We start from the raw sequence: 15,749 nt of genomic DNA on the forward strand, positions 1-15,749 counted from the left end.
GCAGCCGCTGTACCTGCCGTCGCTTCGCTGTCGCGGAAATCGCGGAACATCCTGCTCCCGGTCACGTTGACGCCCGCGCCTCCCGGTGCGGTCGTGCAGGAGCAGGATGTGAAGCTGAAGGTCGTCGCCACCCTCGTCTACCGCTTCGACCATGAAACGCCGGTGATCGTCGCGATCGAGCCGGCGCGGTCCCCGGACCAGACCATCCTCTCCGACCGCCTGCTGGTCGATCAGGGAGCCGAGCTGATCCGCGACCTCGACGCGGAGACCGGCATGCGCCGCTTCCGCGCGGTGCTGTCGGGCCAGGTCTCGATCCAGTATCAGGGCATGATCGACAACGGCGCGCGCCGCCTGCTGCATGCCAATGCACGCCAGCATGCCTGGGCCGAATTGCCGGCCGAGGTGCTGCAGTACCTGCTACCCAGCCGCTTCTGCCCCTCCGACAATCTGATGCGCTTCGCCCAGCGCGAATTCAGCGACATCGAAGCCGGCGGCGCCAAGGTGCTCGCGGTGGTCGACTGGCTGCAGGAGCATGTCGACTACGTCCGCGGCGTCAGCAATGCCCAGACCACGGCCGAGCAGACCTTCATCGACCGTGCCGGCGTCTGCCGCGATTTCAGCCATCTCGGCATCGCACTCTGCCGCGCGCTGAATCTGCCCGCCCGTGCGGTCAGCGTCTATGCCGCCGAGCTCGACCCGCCGGATTTCCACGCCGTGTTCGAGGTCTTCCTCGACGGGCGCTGGTGGCTGGTCGATCCGACCCGGCTGGCGCCGGTCGAAGGCATGGTCCGCATCGCCGCCGGGCGCGACGCTGCCGACATCGCCTTCCTGACCAGCGGCAGCCTGTGCCAATGCCTCAATCAGTGGGTCGAGGTCAGCCGCATCGAGGACAGCGAGCCGGCGCGGGCCGCCTGATCCGGCAATGAGGGGGCCGCTCAGCCCCGGCGATCAATCGTCGTCGTCATCATAGTCGCGCCGGCGCCGCCGCCGGCGATAATAGTCGTCATCGCGCCAGCGCCGCCGGTAGCCATCATCGTAATAGCGGCGGCGATACCAGCGGCGGCGCCGGCGATCGTCATCGTCGTCATCATCGTCGGCTCGTACGGTCGTCGCGGTCAGCGCTGAGCCGGCGATCGCCATGGGCAACGCAAAAAGCGCCAGCCGCAGCAGCTTCCGCCGTCCTTCGTCGGTCTCGCTCATCATCGTCTCCTCCATACCGACCATGCCCCATGGCAGCGGGACAACTTGGCGGATTTGGGAAGACCGAGTGGCGACCAGCCTTATTCCCGAGGAGGCCTGATTTTTCGCAGTACGGTTCAGGCCGGCCGCATCGCGGCCAACCTCCGCATCCTGAGGAGGCTGCGTATCAGCGCCGCCAGGAAAAGCGCCGCCTGCACCACGACGATGCAGGGTCCGGTCGCGACGTCGAGATGGAAGCTCAGGATCGTGCCGAGGCCGCTCGACGTCACCGCGGCCGCTACCGCAACCAGCAGCATCAGGTCGAAGCGGCGCGTCGTCAGGAAGCCGATCGCCCCCGGCGCGATCAGCATGGCGACGACAAGGATGATGCCGACCGCCTTCAGCGCCGCAACGATGGTCAGCGCCAGCATGGCGAGCAGGCCGAAATGCAGCGCCCTCACCGGCAGGCCGATGGCGCGGGCATGCGCCGGGTCGAAGGCGTGCAGCAGGAAATCGCGTCGTTTGACCAGCATGAAGCCGGCGACCGGCAAGGCGATCAGCGCCGTTTCGGCGATGTCGCCCCAGGTCACGCCGAGCATATTGCCGAACAGGATGTGCAGCAGGTGCTGGTCGCTGTCGACCTTGACGAAGAGCACGAGGCCGAGCGCGAACATGCCGGAGAAGACGATGCCCATCACCGTGTCCTCCTTCACCCGGCTGTTCTCCTTGAGGTAGCCGATGCCGAAGGCACAGGTCAGGCCGGCAGCGAAAGCCCCGATGGCGAGCGGCAGGCTCGCGATATGGGCCAGCACGATGCCCGGCAGCACGGCATGCGAGACCGCATCGCCCATCAGCGACCAGCCCTTGAGCACCAGGAAGCAGGACAGCACGGCGCAGACGAGACCGACCATCACCGCGACGGCAAGGCCGCGCAGCATGAACTCATGGGCGAAGGGGGCTAGCAGCCAGGTCTGGATGAGGCTCATGCCCGGCCTCCGACGCTGGCGGCGCGGCGCGCGCCGAGGCGGCCATGCTTGGGTGCGAACAGGAAGGCGGCGAGGAAGAGCAGCGTCTGGAACACGACGATCAGCCCGCCGGTCGAGCCGTCGAGGAAATAGCTGGCATAGGCGCCGACGGCTGAGGTCGTTACACCCATGGTCACCGCGATCGCGATCAGCCGGCCGAAACGGTCGGTCAGCAGGTAGGCGGTCGCGCCGGGAGTCACCACCATGGCGATGACGAGGCAGGCGCCGACCGTCTGCAGCGCCGCGACCGTGCAGGCGCTGAGCAGCACGAAGAACAGGATCTTGAGCCGCGTCGGCGAGAGCCCGACGGCGCGCGCCTGGTTCTCGTCGAAGAAGACCAGCATCAGATCCTTCCAGCGCAGCAGCAGGATGGCTAGCGAGACAAAGGCGATGATCGCGACCTGGACCACGTCCTCGTCGGAGATGCCGAGGATGTTGCCGAGCACGATCGACTGGACGTTGACCGAGGTCGGGTTGATCGAGACGATCATCAGGCCGACGGCGAAGAAGCTGGTGAAGACGATGCCGATCACGGCATCCTCGCGCAGTTGCGTACGCACCCGAACCAGCGCCATGGCGAGCGCCGCGAGCAGGCCGGAGAAGAAGGCGCCGGCGGCATAGGGCACCTTCAGGAGATAGGCGAGCGCGACGCCGGGCACGATCGCATGCGCCAGCGCGTCGCCCATCAGCGACCAGCCCTTCAGCATCAGGTAGCAGGACAGGAAGGCGCAGACGCCGCCGACCAGGGCCGAGACCCAGATCGCCTTGACCATGTACTGGTAGCCGAAGGGTTCGAGCAGGAGCTCCATCACGGCTGCCCGTCCTTCCTGCCGGCGGCGGGCTTCTCATGGTCGCGATCGCCATAGAAGACGAGCGGGCGCTCGTCGTCGGTGATCACGGTGACGCGGCGGTCGTCGGCATCGGCGTGCAGGCTCGCCCCTTCGAGGCGGAAATGCCGGAGCGCGCCACCGAAGGCCCGTTGCAGATTGTCCTGGGTGAAGGTCGTCTCGGTCGGCCCGGCCGCAAGCACGGTCTTGTTGACGATCACGACCTGGTCGCAGAAATCCGGGATCGAGCCGAGGTTGTGGGTCGAGACCAGCATCAGCCGGCCTTCTGCCCTGAGTTCACGCATCAGCTGGACGATCTGGTCCTCGGTCTTGACGTCGACGCCGGTGAAGGGCTCGTCGAGCAGGATGACCTGCCCGCCTTGCGCCAGCGCGCGCGCCAGGAAGACGCGCTTGCGCTGGCCGCCGGAAAGCTCGCCGATCTGGCGGCGACGAAATTCCAGCATGTTGACGCGTTCGAGCGCCTGCTCGGCCGCCTCGCGGTCGGCTTTTCGCGGCAGGCGCATGAAGCCCATATGGCCGTAACGCCCCATCATCACGACATCGTCGACCAGTACCGGGAAGGTCCAGTCGACCTCCTCCGCCTGCGGCACATAGGCGACGAGGCCGCGCTTCAGCGCCTGGCGCACCTCCATGCCGGCGATGCTGACCAGCCCCTGCGCCGGCTTGAGGAAGCCCATCAGCGTCTTGAAGATCGTCGACTTGCCGGAGCCGTTGACACCGACCAGCGCGCAGATCGTACCCGGGCCGAGCGCGAAGGAGGCATCGTTCACCGCGGTGACGCCATTGGCGTAGCGGACGGTGACGCCGCTGACCACGATCGAGGGCGTCGGCCCCTGCCCCGGGCGGATCTCGGCGGTCTGCAGATTCACTGGCCGAACCCCTTCGCGATCGTGTCGACGGTGACCTCGAGCAGCTTGAGATAGGTCGGCACCGCGCCGCGCGCATCCGACAGCGAGTCGACATAGAGCACGCCGCCATATTTGGCCCCGGTCTCACGCGCGACCTGCTTGGCGGCGCGGTCCGAGATGGTGCTCTCGCTGAACACGGCCGGGAGCTTGTTCTTGCGGACGAGGTCGATCAGGCGGCGTACTTGCTGCGGCGTACCCTGCTCGTCGGCGTTGATCGGCCAGAGATAGGCTTCACGCCAGCCATAGTCGCGGGTCAGATAGCTGAATGCGCCCTCGCTGGAGACGAGCCAGCGCTTCTCGGCCGGCACCTTGTCGAGACGGGCGCGCAGAGGCACGTCCATCGCCTTGATCTCGGCCGAATAGGCAGCGGCGTTCTTCGCATAGGTCGCAGCATTGGCCGGGTCGGCCTCGGCGAGCGCCTTGCGGATGTTCTCGACATAGATCAGCGCGCTCTTGATCGACATCCAGGCATGCGGGTTGGGCTTGCCCTCATAGGGCCCCTCCTTGATACCCATCGGCTCGATGCCGTCGGTCACCACCGCGCTCCTGACGTTCTTCACATTGTCGAAGAACTTCTCGAACCAGCGCTCCAGATTCATGCCGTTCCAGAGCACGAGATCGGCCGACTGCGCCTTCACCACGTCGAGCGGCGTCGGCTGGTAGTCATGGATCTCGGCGCCGGGCTTGGTGATGGATTCGACGATCGCCGCCGTGCCGGCGACGTTCTGGGCGATGTCCTGGATCACCGTGAAGGTGGTGACGACGCGCAGCGGCTTGCCCGGCGCGGCCTGTGCCAGGGCGCTCCCGACAGAACTCACGATGCCAAGAGCCAGCGTCGTGGCGGCGGCAAGGCCAAGGAAACAGCGGCGCGAAGGCATGGTCTCTCCGATAGCGAAACAGGGGATAATGTAACGCTATTGCAACCCACTTGCATTTGTCAACGCAGTTGCGAATGAATTGCGACAAGGCATTTTTGCAAATGCCTCTCAGGGTTGCTACCTCTCGCGCATGAAAGGAATCGACCAGCGCGTGACGGAGTTCGAGCTTCAGCTCCGCAAGGCCGGCCTGCGCATGACCCAGCAGCGCCGACTGATCCTGCGGGTCCTGGCCGAAGCCGACGATCACCCCGATGCGAAGGGCATCTTCACCCGTGCCTTCGTGCACGATCCGACGCTCTCGCTCTCGACCGTCTACCGCACGATGAAGCTGCTGGAGACGCAAGGCGCGATCGAACGCCACGCTTTCGAGGACGGCGTCTCGCGCTACGAGCACGCCGACCAGGCCCATCACGACCATCTGATCGACATCGAAAGCGGCGCGGTGATCGAATTCTCCTCCCCGGAGATCGAGGAGCTGCAGGCCAAGATCGCCGCCAAGCTCGGCTATGAGATCGTCCGGCACAGGCTGGAGCTTTACGGCAGGAAGCTCGGCAAGCCGGCCAGGCGCAAGCGGACCGGGAGCTGAAAACCCGGCCTTGGCGGCAATCGGTTTACCGAATCTCAATCGCCGGCTTCGATAGCTCACGCAACGGCAACTTGCCGTCGCAAGATGCGTGTCGGTTTTGAGCAATCGCTTCGAAAAGCCAGTCGCCGCCCCCCAGCGGCCCGGTGCCAGCCTCGATACCAAGCTCATCCTGGGCTGCATGACCCTGCTCGTGCTGGCGCTGGCGCTCGCGCTCGGCCTGATCGCCATTCTCGGCAGCGACTATGCCCGCGCCAGCCGGAACCTCGAGGCGCTGACACTCTACGAGAAGGTGCTGACGGCAGCGAACCGGCTCTCGGCCGAACGTGGCCCGATGAACAGCGTGCTCGGCGAGGAACCGGCGTCCGACACGCCGGCCCGGCGCAAGCTCGCCGAGTTCCGTGCGCTGAGCGACCGGGCGCTGGCCGAGATCGCAACGGATGCCGACAATGAGGTGATCCGGCATCTCGTCGCGCGCGACAGGCTAACGACCGTCCACCTCCGCCTCGCCGAAGCGCGCCGCGCCGCTGATGGGTTGAGCGCCCTCCCCTTGGCCGAGCGCAGCAGCGCCGAGATCCGGGGCGCGATCATCGGCATGTTCGATGTGGTCGATACGATGCGGCCGGTGGTGACCGCCGCGATGGCCGAGCTGACGGAGCACGACAGCTCACTGGCCGGCCACGCCCTGGCCGGGTTGATGCTCGGCGATCTGCGCGAATATGCTGGGCGAATGGGCTCCTTCCTCGCCCCTTCAATCGCCGCGCGCGAACCTCTCTCCGCGACCGCTTACGACGAGCTCGTGCTCACCTACGGCCGTATCCTGCAGATCTGGCAGTCGCTGGAGCGCCAGCTCGCCCTTCACGCCGATGCGCCGGATCTTATCGCCGCCGTAGGCGAGGCCAACCGCCTCTATTTCGGCGAGGGCCTAAACCTGATCGCGCGCTTGACCGCCGAGGGAAAATCCGGGCGTTACTCGGTCACCACCGAAGCGATGACCCAGCAATACGTGCCCTCGATGGCGCCGCTCGAGCGGCTGCGCCAAAGCTTCCTCGACGACACGCTGGCGCACGCGCAGACCGCCCGGGCGACCAGCGCCTGGTGGCTCCAGGCCGTCGCGGCCTTCACCGTTCTGATCGTCCTGACCAATCTAATCCTGCTGCTGGCGGTGCGCCGCCGGATCTTCAGGCCGCTGCTGCGGGCGCGCGACCACATCGTCGCGCTCGCCGAGGAGCGCGATCTCGACCGGGCTGCGCGGGCCGGCAGTCACGACGGAGAGATTCGCGAGCTGTTCGCAGCGCTCGAGACCCTGCGCCTCAAGCTGCGCGAGCGCCTGCGCCTGACCGAGCGCCTGAGGGTGCAGGCCGAGACCGACGCACTGACGGGCCTGCTGAACCGCCGCACTTTCGACCGCCTCGGCCAAGGCGATCCCGATTTCGACTATCTGCCCATCGAGACCGGCCTGATCCTGATGGACATCGACCGGTTCAAGCTGATCAACGACACCTACGGCCATGTCGCCGGCGATCAGGTCCTGCGGAGCATTGCCGGATTGATGGCGGAGACGGTGCGCAAGAACGATCTCGTCATGCGCTATGGCGGTGAGGAGATCGCCATCGTCCTGCCCAACACCGGCATCCGCACACTCGCGCGGATCGCCGAGACGCTGCGCGCGGCGATCGTCGAGCAGGCGATCATGCTGAGCGACGGCACGGAATTGCGGGTCACCGCGAGCTTCGGCGTGGCTATCGGCCGCCGCGACGGCCCTGGCTGGGAGATCCTGCTCGAGGCCGCGGACCAGGCGCTCTACGCAGCCAAGGCCGAAGGCCGGAACCGGGTCGGCATCGCCGGCGAGCAAATGCTCGCCGATCCCATCGCGATCAAGTCGGTCAGGATAGCCTGACGCCGCGGGCGCTCAGCCCGCCTTGCGCTTGTTCTGCCGGTTGGCGATCAGGTCGTCGACGACAGCCGGATCGGCCAATGTCGAGGTGTCGCCGAGCGCACCGAACTCGTCCTCGGCGATCTTGCGCAGGATGCGGCGCATGATCTTGCCGGAGCGGGTCTTGGGCAGGCCCGGCGCGAACTGGATCAGGTCGGGCGAGGCGATCGGACCGATCTCCTTGCGCACATGCGCCACCAGCTCCTTGCGCAGGTCCTCGTTCGACTTCTCGCCCGCCATCAGCGTGACATAGGCGTAGATGCCCTGCCCCTTGATGTCGTGCGGATAGCCAACCACCGCCGCCTCGGAGACCTTGGGATGGGCGACCAGCGCCGATTCGACCTCGGCCGTGCCCATGCGGTGGCCGGAGACGTTGATCACGTCGTCGACGCGGCCGGTGATCCAGTAATAGCCGTCGGCATCGCGCCGGCAGCCGTCGCCGGTGAAGTACTTGTTCGGGTAGGTCGCGAAATAGGTCTCCTCGAAGCGCTTATGGTCGCCATAGACCGTGCGCATCTGGCCCGGCCAGCTCTCGGCGATGACGAGGTTGCCCTCGGCCGCGCCCTGCAGCACCTTGCCCTCGGCATCGACCAGCTCGGGCTTGACCCCGAAGAAGGGCCGCGTCGCCGAGCCCGGCTTGAGCTTGGTCGCGCCCGGCAGCGGCGTGATCAGGATGCCGCCGGTCTCGGTCTGCCACCAGGTGTCGACGATCGGGCAGCGATCGTCGCCGACGACACGGTGATACCACTCCCAGGCCTCGGGATTGATCGGCTCGCCGACCGAGCCGAGCAGGCGCAGCGACTTGCGCTTGGTCTTCTTCACCGGCTCCTCGCCGGCGCCCATCAGCGAGCGGATCGCGGTCGGGGCGGTGTAGAATGTGTTGACCTTGTGCTTGTCGACCACATCCCAGAAGCGCGAGATCGTCGGATAGGTCGGGATGCCCTCGAACATCAGCGTCGTCGCGCCATTGGCGAGCGGCCCGTAGAGGATGTAGCTGTGGCCGGTGACCCAGCCGACATCGGCGGTGCACCAGTAGATCTCGCCGTCATGGTAGTCGAAGACGTATTGATGCGTCATCGAGGCGTAGACGAGATAGCCGGCCGTCGTATGCAGCACGCCCTTGGGCTTGCCGGTCGAGCCTGAGGTGTAGAGCACGAAGAGCGGGTCCTCGGCCTTCATCTCGGCCGGTGGGCAATGGCCGGACGCCTTCGCCGCCTCGTCATGATACCAGACGTCGCGGCCCTCCTTCATGGTGACATGGCCGCCGGTGCGCTTGACGACGATCACCGTGCCGATGCCGCCCTTCACCTTGTCGTCGGCCGCGTCGACATTCTTCTTCAGCGGCACCGGGCGCCCGCCGCGCAGGCCCTCGTCCGCCGTGATCACGATCTTCGAATCGGCGTCCTCGATGCGGTTGGCGAGCGAATCCGGCGAGAAGCCGCCGAACACCACCGAGTGCACCGCGCCGATCCGGGCGCAGGCCAGCATGGCGTAAGCCGCTTCGGGAATCATCGGCAGGTAGATCGTGACCCGATCGCCCTTCTTGACCCCGTTCGCCTTCAGGACGTTGGCGAATTTGCAGACTTCGGTGTGGAGCTGGCCGTAGGTGATCTTCTTCGATTCGCTGGGGTCATCGCCTTCCCAGATGATCGCCGTCTGCTTGGCGCGGGTGGCAAGGTGCCGATCGACGCAATTGTAGGCGACGTTGGTGGTGCCGTCCTCATACCATTTGATCGAGACCTTGCCCGGCTTGTAGCTGGCATTACGCACCTTGCTGTAGGGCTTGAACCAGTCGATGCGCTTGCCGTGCTCGGCCCAGAACTTGTCCGGATCCTTGATCGAGGCCGCGTACATCTTCTTGTACTTGGCGTCGTTCAGCCATGCCTTCTTGGCCCAGGCGGCCGGCACGTCATAGATCTTCTCGGACATCTCAAGCGTCTCCCCAGACTTGGGCGGTCATCAGGGCCGGTTTTGTCGGCTCGCAGCGACGCGCCACGACGATCCGACCGGCCTTATTCGAGTTCGTCGCATCATAGGCAGCGAACCCGCGCCGACAAGCGCCGCGGGCTCGCACTTTGGTGTCACAGACTTTTGGCGAGGTTGTGCGATGCAAAATGGGCCGAAAACCGGCCTATCTCACCGCTTCCGGAGCCATGTCCGGCGGCCGGCGCGGCCCCGCCATGCGCTCGACGAACCACTCGAATGGCCCCTTGGCGAAGACCTTGCCCCACAGCGACGCGACAATCAGCAGGCCGAAATAGACCAGCACCGCCAGCCCGATACCGGCCGCCGGTCCCAGCCGGCCGTAAAGGCCGAGGCCGTAGCCGAGGAAGATCAGCGCGCAGGTGATCGACTCGCAAATGTAGAGCGACAGTGACAGCCGGCCATCTGCCTGGAAGATGCGCCCGATCCTGGCGCCGAAGCGGCTGTTGAAGAAGCTCAGGCCGGCGCCGATCAGAACGAGGCTGAGCAGTGGCGGAAACACGCCGCGCAGGATCAATTCGGCCGCAGCGAAGGCGGGCTTCATCGCGCCGGGCGGCGCCACCGCCATGGCCGCATAGGCGATATTGCCGATCAGGGCCGGCAGCCAGAGCAGGCGGGCGATCGCGCCGCCTTGGGCGGCAAGACTGCTCAGCGGCGCGGGGCCGAGATGCCGATAGGCCGCCATGCCCAGGAAGAACATCATCGCGACATGCGGCAGCGTGATGAAGGGCGAAAGCCCGTAGAACACTGCCCATTCGACCAGTCGATAGCGCACGATCCCGAGAAAGTCGCCGGAGCGATGCAGCGCGACGGCGGCATCGTCGCCGCCCTTCCAGCTCTCCGGCTCGATGATGCCGACGATCCCGAGAAGAGTATGCGTGAGGATCGCGAGCAGCCACATCAGCGCTGCCGCCTTGACGAGGCGCAGAGCCGACCAGCGCGCCGCCAGCGGCAGGATCAGGCCCAGCAGCGCATAGGCCAGGAGGATGTCGCCGGCGAAGAGCAGCAGCGCATGGGCGACGCCGAGCAGGCCGAGCGCCAGCAGCCGTCGCCGATAGCGCCCCGGGCCGTTGGTTTCGATCTGGCGCGCCGCGCCATAGCCGAAGAGGAAGGAGAAGATCAGGATGAACTTCGCCTCGAACAGCGCCTGGATCAGGAAAACCGCGAACCAGTCGAGGGGGCCGGGAAAGGCCGAGCGCCACCAGTCGCCCCCAAAGCCGAAGGGCATGGCGAAGAACGGCAGGTTGACGACGAGGATGCCGAGCAGCGCGACGCCGCGGATCATGTCGATGGCCGGATCGCGCCCGGCAGCTGGGCTAGGAGCGGACGTCATCACAGCTGCTCCGTCAGCTTGAGCAGGGTTTCGCGCGTCGCAGAGGCATCGCCCTCGTCCAGCCTGGTGAAGAAGGCGCCATCAACGGCGAGCCGGATCGCGATCGCAAGACCGCGCGGCAGCCCGTCCTCACAGGCCGCCTCGAGCCAGCGCCGGTCGGCGGCGAGGAGCGGCGCGAGCGCGGACGACTCCGGCGGCAAGGCCGCGATCAGCACGCCGAGCAGCCGGTCGATCTCGTCGCCGTTGGTGAAGGCGATCCGGATATAGGCCCGCAGCCAGCGGCCGGGCCGGGCCGGCTCAGGTTCGCTTTGCACCGCCTCGGCGATGGCGAGCTCGGTCAGCGCGACGATGCCCTCGACCAGCGCGATGAGCAGCCGTTCCTTGTCGGGGAAATGATAGAGGATGCCGCCCTTGCTGACGCCGGTCTCGGCCGCGAGCCGGTCGAAGGTCAGCGCCTCGACGCCGCTGCGGACGATGATCGCGCCCGCAGCTTCGAGCAGTTCGGATTTCTTGCTTCGGCGCACGGCCGCACCTCCATAACTAAACCGTCCAGACGGTACAGTTATGGAGTTTGTCGTCGACCTGCAAGAGGCTGCTGGACCTTACAGGCCGCCCATCTTGCAGACGAGAGCCCATTCCTCGTCGGCCACCGGCTGCACCGAGAGGCGGAAGGAGGTGACGAGCGACATCTTGGCGAGCTTCGGCTCGGCCTTGACCGCGACGAGCGAAACCGGCGTTGGCAGCGGCTTCAGCGCCTTGAAGTCGACCAGCACCCAGGGTGGACCGGCCTCGACCCAGGGATAGTGCTCCTTGATGACCTCGGCGATGCCGACAACCTCGAGCCCCTCATTGGAGTGGTAGAAGAAGACCTGGTCGCCGGTCTTCATCGCCATCAGGTTGAGCTTGGCGGTGTGGTTCTTCACCCCGTCCCAATGCGTGCCCTTGGCCCCGGCCTTGATCAGGTCGTCCCAGGAGTAGACCGACGGTTCCGATTTGATCAGCCAGTGCGCCATCAGCCTTCGTCCTCTTCCTTCAAGGGCACCGGCAGCCGCGACGCCGCCTCGCCCTGTTCGTTCCAGAATCGCACCATCTCGCGGGTCAGTGCGGCATAATCCTGCGGGCTGAGTTCGATCCTGGTCTCGCCTTCGCCGAAAGGCAGGATCAGCACGAAGCGATGCGTGTCCTCGCGGCGCCGGCGGCGCAGTTCGATCACACGCCCGGCGATGCGCCCGGCCAGCGGCACCGGCTGGCTCTCGGCGATCAGCTCGGCGCCGGTCGTCTTGCGCACCTCGGCGATGCCGCGTGCCACGCGCTTCGTCAGATCGGACCAGTCATTCGCCATTGCCGTCTCCGCTACCCCCGTCTCATGGCCGGATCTCGACCGCGGTCCCCTCGGGAACACGCGACCAGATCTCGCGAATCTCGGCATTGGTGACGGCAATGCAACCATCCGTCCAGTCGCGTTCGCGATGCAGCCTGCCCAGCCAGCCGAGACCATTGCGGATGCCGTGGATCATGATGTCACTGCCGGGCGAGACTCCGGCCTGCCTGGCCGCATCGTTCGCGCGCGCATCCGGATAGGAGATGCGCAAGGCCAGATGATAGCGGCTGCGCGGATGCTTGAAGTCGACGGCGTAGACGCCCTCCGGCGTGCGTCCATCGCCTTCCCGCGCCTTTTGCCCGACAGGGCTCGAACCGAGCGCAACCGCATAGTCTGCGAGCACCTTGCCGTTGCGCTCGAGCGTCAACCGGCGGGCAGCCTTTTCGATCACGACCCGTGTCGCCTGCGCATCGGTCGACGCGAGGGCCGGCAGTGTTCGAAACGCTTGCGTAAACTCCAGCCCGAGCGCCAAGACCGCTCCGGCCATGGCGAGAATGGCGATGCGCTTCAGCATCGGCAGCATCAATTCTCCGCCCGTACCGGGCGCGCCAGCAAGTCCGCGACCGCCTCGCGCACGCCGACGGTGCCGGCGATGATGCTTGCGACCGCTTCCGCGATCGGCATGTCGATCTCCCGCGCCCGCGCCATCTCGACCAGTACGGACGCAGTGAAAGCGCCTTCGGCGAGCTTGCCGCCGGCAGCTTCGGCCGGCGTTTTGCCCTGCCCCAGAGCCTGGCCATAGGCAAAGTTGCGCGACTGCGCCGTGGCGCAGGAGAGCATGACGTCGCCCAGCCCCGAAAGCCCCATCAATGTCTCGGCCTGGGCATTATGCGCCTCGCCGAAACGGCGCAGCTCGGCAAAGCCGCGCGCCACGAGGGCGGCACGAGCGCTCTCGCCGAGGCCGAGGCCGATCGCGATGCCTGCGGCGATGGCGAGCACGTTCTTGGCCGCACCGCCGATCTCGACGCCGCGCGGATCATTGCTGTGATAGATTCGCAGCGTCGACGAATTCAACGCCTCGGCCAGCGCCCGTGCCAATGCGGCATCGGCGCAGGCGAGCGTCAGCGCCGTCGGCAGGCCGCGGGCGATGTCGGCGGCGAAGCTCGGCCCTGACAGCACCGCTGGAATCGCCTGCGGCAGGGCCTCGGCGATGATCTGCGTGGTGAAGCGCCCGCTGCCCTGCTCGATGCCCTTGGCGGCAGAGATCACCGGCAACCCACGTGGCAACGCCGGAGCCAGCAACGTCGAAGCCGCGCGCAGCGCCTGCGTCGGCACCGCCAGGATCAGCGCATCGACCGAGCCCAACGCCGTGATGTCGGACACCGGTTCAATCGCCTCCGGCAGCTTCGCGCCTGGCAGCCGCGGCGCCTCCCGCTTCTCGCGCAGGCCCGCCACGGTCTCGGCGTCGCGGGCCCAGAGCAGCACGTGCCGCCCAGCCCGCGCGGCGGCGAGCGCCAGCGCCGTGCCGAAGGCGCCGGCGCCGGCGACGCCGATCGTCCTGTAGCGGTTATTTGCGCTCACGCCTGCGCCCTGAGTTCGTCGAGCGGCCAACGCGGGCGCGCCACCGCGCCCATATCGTCGACGAGCCCGAGGCGCAGGCGCTCCAGCCCGGCCCAAGCGATCATCGCGCCATTGTCGCCGCAGAGCGCGACCGGCGGCGCGACCATCGGCAAGCCGGCCTCGGTGGCGAGGCGCATCAGCCCGTTGCGGATCTGCTGGTTGGCGGCGACGCCGCCGGCAACGACGAGCGAGCTCGGCTTGATCCCGGCCTCGCGGCAGGCCCGCAGGCCGGCCCGCGTGCGGTCGACCAGCACGTCGACGACCGCGGCCTGGAAGGAGGCGCAGAGATCGGCGACGTCGCGATCCGACAAGGGCGCAATCCGCTCGGCAACCAGCCGCACCGCCGTCTTCAGGCCCGACAGCGAGAAATCCGGATTGGGCCGCCCGCTCATCGGCCGCGGGAACTCGAAGCGCTCGGGATCACCGGCCTTCGCCTCGCGCTCGACCGAGGGACCGCCCGGATAGGGCAGGCCCAGCATCTTGGCGATCTTGTCGAAGGCTTCGCCGACCGCATCGTCGATCGTGGTGCCGAGACGTAGATAGTCGCCGACGCCGCGCACTGCGAGCAATTGCGTATGCCCACCTGAGACCAGCAGCAGCAGATAGGGGAAAGCGAGATCGTCGGTCAGCCGCGCTGTCAGCGCGTGGCCTTCGAGGTGGTTGATCGCGATGAAGGGCCGCCCGGTCACCAAAGCGATCGCCTTGGCGGTGGTGAGGCCGACCATGACGCCACCGACCAGCCCGGGCCCCGCCGCCGCCGCGACGCCGTCGATCTCGGAGGGCTTCATGCCTGCGGTCTCAAAGGCGCGAGCCACGATCCGGTCGATCGCCTCGACATGGGCGCGCGCCGCGATCTCGGGCACGACGCCGCCATAGGCGGCATGCGCCGCGATCTGGCTGAGAACCTCGTTCGAGAGGATCTTCGCTTCGCCGGAACGTCCGACGCAGACGATCGCGGCGGCCGTCTCGTCGCAGGTCGTCTCTATGCCCAGAACTCGCATGCTCGTCATGGTGTTGGGCGGGCATCGGCGCTGGTCGCCGGGCTGCCGCCAGGGTGCGCGGTTTCGCGCGGGGATTTCCTCCGTATAGTGCTGCATGAAGGAGAAGGCCAATGGCCAGCGCCGGCTGATGGCGCGAAAGCGGAGACCTCATAGAGAATGACCGACATGCCGACCCCGCCACGCGAAAGCCGGCTCCCGGGCCGCTTCATCCTCGGCACGCGTGGCAGCCCGCTTGCTCTGGCGCAGGCGCATGAACTTGCGCGCCGGCTCGGCGCCGCCCATGGCTGGGAGAGCGGAGAACTGCCGCTCGACGTGATCCGCACCACCGGTGACGCGATCCAGAACCGGGCGCTCTCGGAAGCCGGCGGCAAGGGGCTCTTCACCAAGGAGATCGACGCCGCGCAGCTCGCGGGCACCATCGATTTCGCCGTCCATTCGGCCAAGGACCTGCCGACCGCCCTCCCCGACGGCCTCGTCATCGGTGGCTACCTGCCGCGCGAGGATGTCCGCGACGCGCTGATCGCGCGCGGCATCTCCAACCTCGCCGACCTGCCGCAGGGCGCCATCGTCGGCTCGGCCTCGCTGCGCCGCCAGGCCATCCTCAAGCGGGCCCGCCCCGATATCGAGGTCACCTTGCTGCGCGGCAATGTCGGCCGGCGGCTTGAGAAAGTCGCGAATGGCGAGCTCGACGCCACCCTGCTCGCCCTCGCAGGCCTGCGCCGTCTCGGCCTCGCCGACAAGGCGAGTGGCATCCTCTCGCTCGATGAGTGCCTGCCGGCTGTCGGCCAGGGCGCCATCGCCATCGTGATTCGCACCGGAGACGCCGCCGCCGCCGCGGCGATAGCGCGGATCATCTGCGGTGACACCGGCCACGCGCTTGCCGCCGAGCGCGCCTTCCTGACCGAGCTCGACGGTTCCTGCCGCACGCCGATCGCCGGGCACGCCACCATCGATGGCGAGCGCCTGCATCTGCGCGGCCTGCTGCTCTCACCCGACGGCACGGCGAGCGCCGAGGGCGAACGCCATGGTTCCGTCACGGAGGCCGCGCAACTGGGAGCCGATCTCGGGCGCGAATTGCGTGCCCGCGCTCCTGCCGGCATCTACGATCCGGCCTGAGCCCGCACGAGGAGGCGA

General features: G+C 67.2%; 17 protein-coding genes. 4 read left to right on the forward strand and 13 right to left on the reverse strand.

Translation table 11 applies throughout. The features are described from left to right. The first annotated feature begins 108 nt into the window (after positions 1 to 108). The gene (locus tag ACWIGM_RS06025) at positions 109 to 915 is read left to right on the forward strand and encodes a transglutaminase-like domain-containing protein (protein WP_454024994.1); all 807 of its coding nucleotides are present in this window, start codon (positions 109 to 111) and stop codon (positions 913 to 915) included. A gap of 33 nt (positions 916 to 948) precedes the next feature. On the opposite strand, the gene ACWIGM_RS06030 is transcribed toward ACWIGM_RS06025, so the two are convergent. The 5 genes from ACWIGM_RS06030 to ACWIGM_RS06050 all read right to left on the reverse strand — a co-directional run bounded on the left by ACWIGM_RS06030 (position 949) and on the right by ACWIGM_RS06050 (position 4,838). Further along, the gene (locus tag ACWIGM_RS06030; protein WP_454024995.1) at positions 949 to 1,200 is read right to left on the reverse strand and encodes a hypothetical protein; all 252 of its coding nucleotides are present in this window, start codon (positions 1,198 to 1,200) and stop codon (positions 949 to 951) included. 116 nt (positions 1,201 to 1,316) lie between these two features. Further along, on the reverse strand, positions 1,317 to 2,165 hold the full coding sequence (locus ACWIGM_RS06035) for a metal ABC transporter permease (RefSeq protein ID WP_454024996.1): 849 nt from the start codon (positions 2,163 to 2,165) through the stop codon (positions 1,317 to 1,319). After that, positions 2,162 to 3,013 carry a metal ABC transporter permease gene (locus tag ACWIGM_RS06040; protein ID WP_454025456.1) on the reverse strand — a complete coding sequence of 284 codons (852 nt, stop codon included), beginning with the start codon at positions 3,011 to 3,013 and terminating at the stop codon, positions 2,162 to 2,164. Before ACWIGM_RS06040 ends, ACWIGM_RS06035 begins: the two co-directional genes overlap by 4 nt. Then, positions 3,013 to 3,921, reverse strand: coding sequence for a manganese/iron ABC transporter ATP-binding protein (locus tag ACWIGM_RS06045; RefSeq protein ID WP_454024997.1), 909 nt, complete (start codon positions 3,919 to 3,921; stop codon positions 3,013 to 3,015). Before ACWIGM_RS06045 ends, ACWIGM_RS06040 begins: the two co-directional genes overlap by 1 nt. Continuing rightward, the gene (locus tag ACWIGM_RS06050) at positions 3,918 to 4,838 is read right to left on the reverse strand and encodes a metal ABC transporter substrate-binding protein (protein WP_454024998.1); all 921 of its coding nucleotides are present in this window, start codon (positions 4,836 to 4,838) and stop codon (positions 3,918 to 3,920) included. Before ACWIGM_RS06050 ends, ACWIGM_RS06045 begins: the two co-directional genes overlap by 4 nt. Positions 4,839 to 4,968: 130 nt before the next feature. Here ACWIGM_RS06050 and ACWIGM_RS06055 point away from each other — a divergent pair, with 130 nt between their 5' ends. Both ACWIGM_RS06055 and ACWIGM_RS06060 read left to right on the forward strand, forming a co-directional pair. Further along, positions 4,969 to 5,424, forward strand: a complete 456-nt coding sequence (locus ACWIGM_RS06055; RefSeq protein WP_454024999.1) for a Fur family transcriptional regulator — start codon at positions 4,969 to 4,971, stop codon at positions 5,422 to 5,424. A gap of 97 nt (positions 5,425 to 5,521) precedes the next feature. Then, on the forward strand, positions 5,522 to 7,321 hold the full coding sequence (locus ACWIGM_RS06060; RefSeq protein WP_454025000.1) for a GGDEF domain-containing protein: 1,800 nt from the start codon (positions 5,522 to 5,524) through the stop codon (positions 7,319 to 7,321). A gap of 12 nt (positions 7,322 to 7,333) precedes the next feature. On the opposite strand, the gene acs is transcribed toward ACWIGM_RS06060, so the two are convergent. From acs to tsaD, 8 genes are all read right to left on the reverse strand, one after another. Further along, positions 7,334 to 9,286, reverse strand: coding sequence for an acetate--CoA ligase (acs, locus tag ACWIGM_RS06065; protein ID WP_454025001.1), 1,953 nt, complete (start codon positions 9,284 to 9,286; stop codon positions 7,334 to 7,336). A 202-nt stretch (positions 9,287 to 9,488) separates the two neighbouring features. Beyond that, positions 9,489 to 10,673, reverse strand: a complete 1,185-nt coding sequence (locus ACWIGM_RS06070) for a DUF418 domain-containing protein (protein WP_454025002.1) — start codon at positions 10,671 to 10,673, stop codon at positions 9,489 to 9,491. After that, positions 10,673 to 11,197, reverse strand: a complete 525-nt coding sequence (locus tag ACWIGM_RS06075) for a TetR/AcrR family transcriptional regulator (RefSeq protein WP_454025003.1) — start codon at positions 11,195 to 11,197, stop codon at positions 10,673 to 10,675. Before ACWIGM_RS06075 ends, ACWIGM_RS06070 begins: the two co-directional genes overlap by 1 nt. Positions 11,198 to 11,275: 78 nt before the next feature. Then, positions 11,276 to 11,686, reverse strand: coding sequence for an EVE domain-containing protein (locus ACWIGM_RS06080; protein WP_454025004.1), 411 nt, complete (start codon positions 11,684 to 11,686; stop codon positions 11,276 to 11,278). Beyond that, a complete protein-coding gene (locus ACWIGM_RS06085) occupies positions 11,686 to 12,015 on the reverse strand; it encodes a hypothetical protein (RefSeq protein WP_454025005.1) in 330 nt (109 codons plus the stop codon). Before ACWIGM_RS06085 ends, ACWIGM_RS06080 begins: the two co-directional genes overlap by 1 nt. A gap of 22 nt (positions 12,016 to 12,037) precedes the next feature. Beyond that, positions 12,038 to 12,568, reverse strand: coding sequence for a L,D-transpeptidase family protein (locus ACWIGM_RS06090; RefSeq protein ID WP_454025457.1), 531 nt, complete (start codon positions 12,566 to 12,568; stop codon positions 12,038 to 12,040). Positions 12,569 to 12,576: 8 nt separating this feature from the next. Further along, positions 12,577 to 13,575 (reverse strand): NAD(P)H-dependent glycerol-3-phosphate dehydrogenase, encoded by a 999-nt coding sequence (locus ACWIGM_RS06095; RefSeq protein ID WP_454025006.1) that lies wholly within the window; start codon positions 13,573 to 13,575, stop codon positions 12,577 to 12,579. Continuing rightward, positions 13,572 to 14,615 (reverse strand): tRNA (adenosine(37)-N6)-threonylcarbamoyltransferase complex transferase subunit TsaD, encoded by a 1,044-nt coding sequence (gene tsaD / locus ACWIGM_RS06100; protein ID WP_454025007.1) that lies wholly within the window; start codon positions 14,613 to 14,615, stop codon positions 13,572 to 13,574. Before tsaD ends, ACWIGM_RS06095 begins: the two co-directional genes overlap by 4 nt. A 165-nt stretch (positions 14,616 to 14,780) precedes the next feature. Here tsaD and hemC point away from each other — a divergent pair, with 165 nt between their 5' ends. Continuing rightward, positions 14,781 to 15,731: a hydroxymethylbilane synthase gene (gene hemC, locus ACWIGM_RS06105; protein WP_454025458.1), complete on the forward strand. Its 951-nt coding sequence runs from the start codon at positions 14,781 to 14,783 to the stop codon at positions 15,729 to 15,731. Positions 15,732 to 15,749 lie beyond the last annotated feature (18 nt).

The organism is Allobosea sp. NPDC055332 (assembly GCF_053645455.1).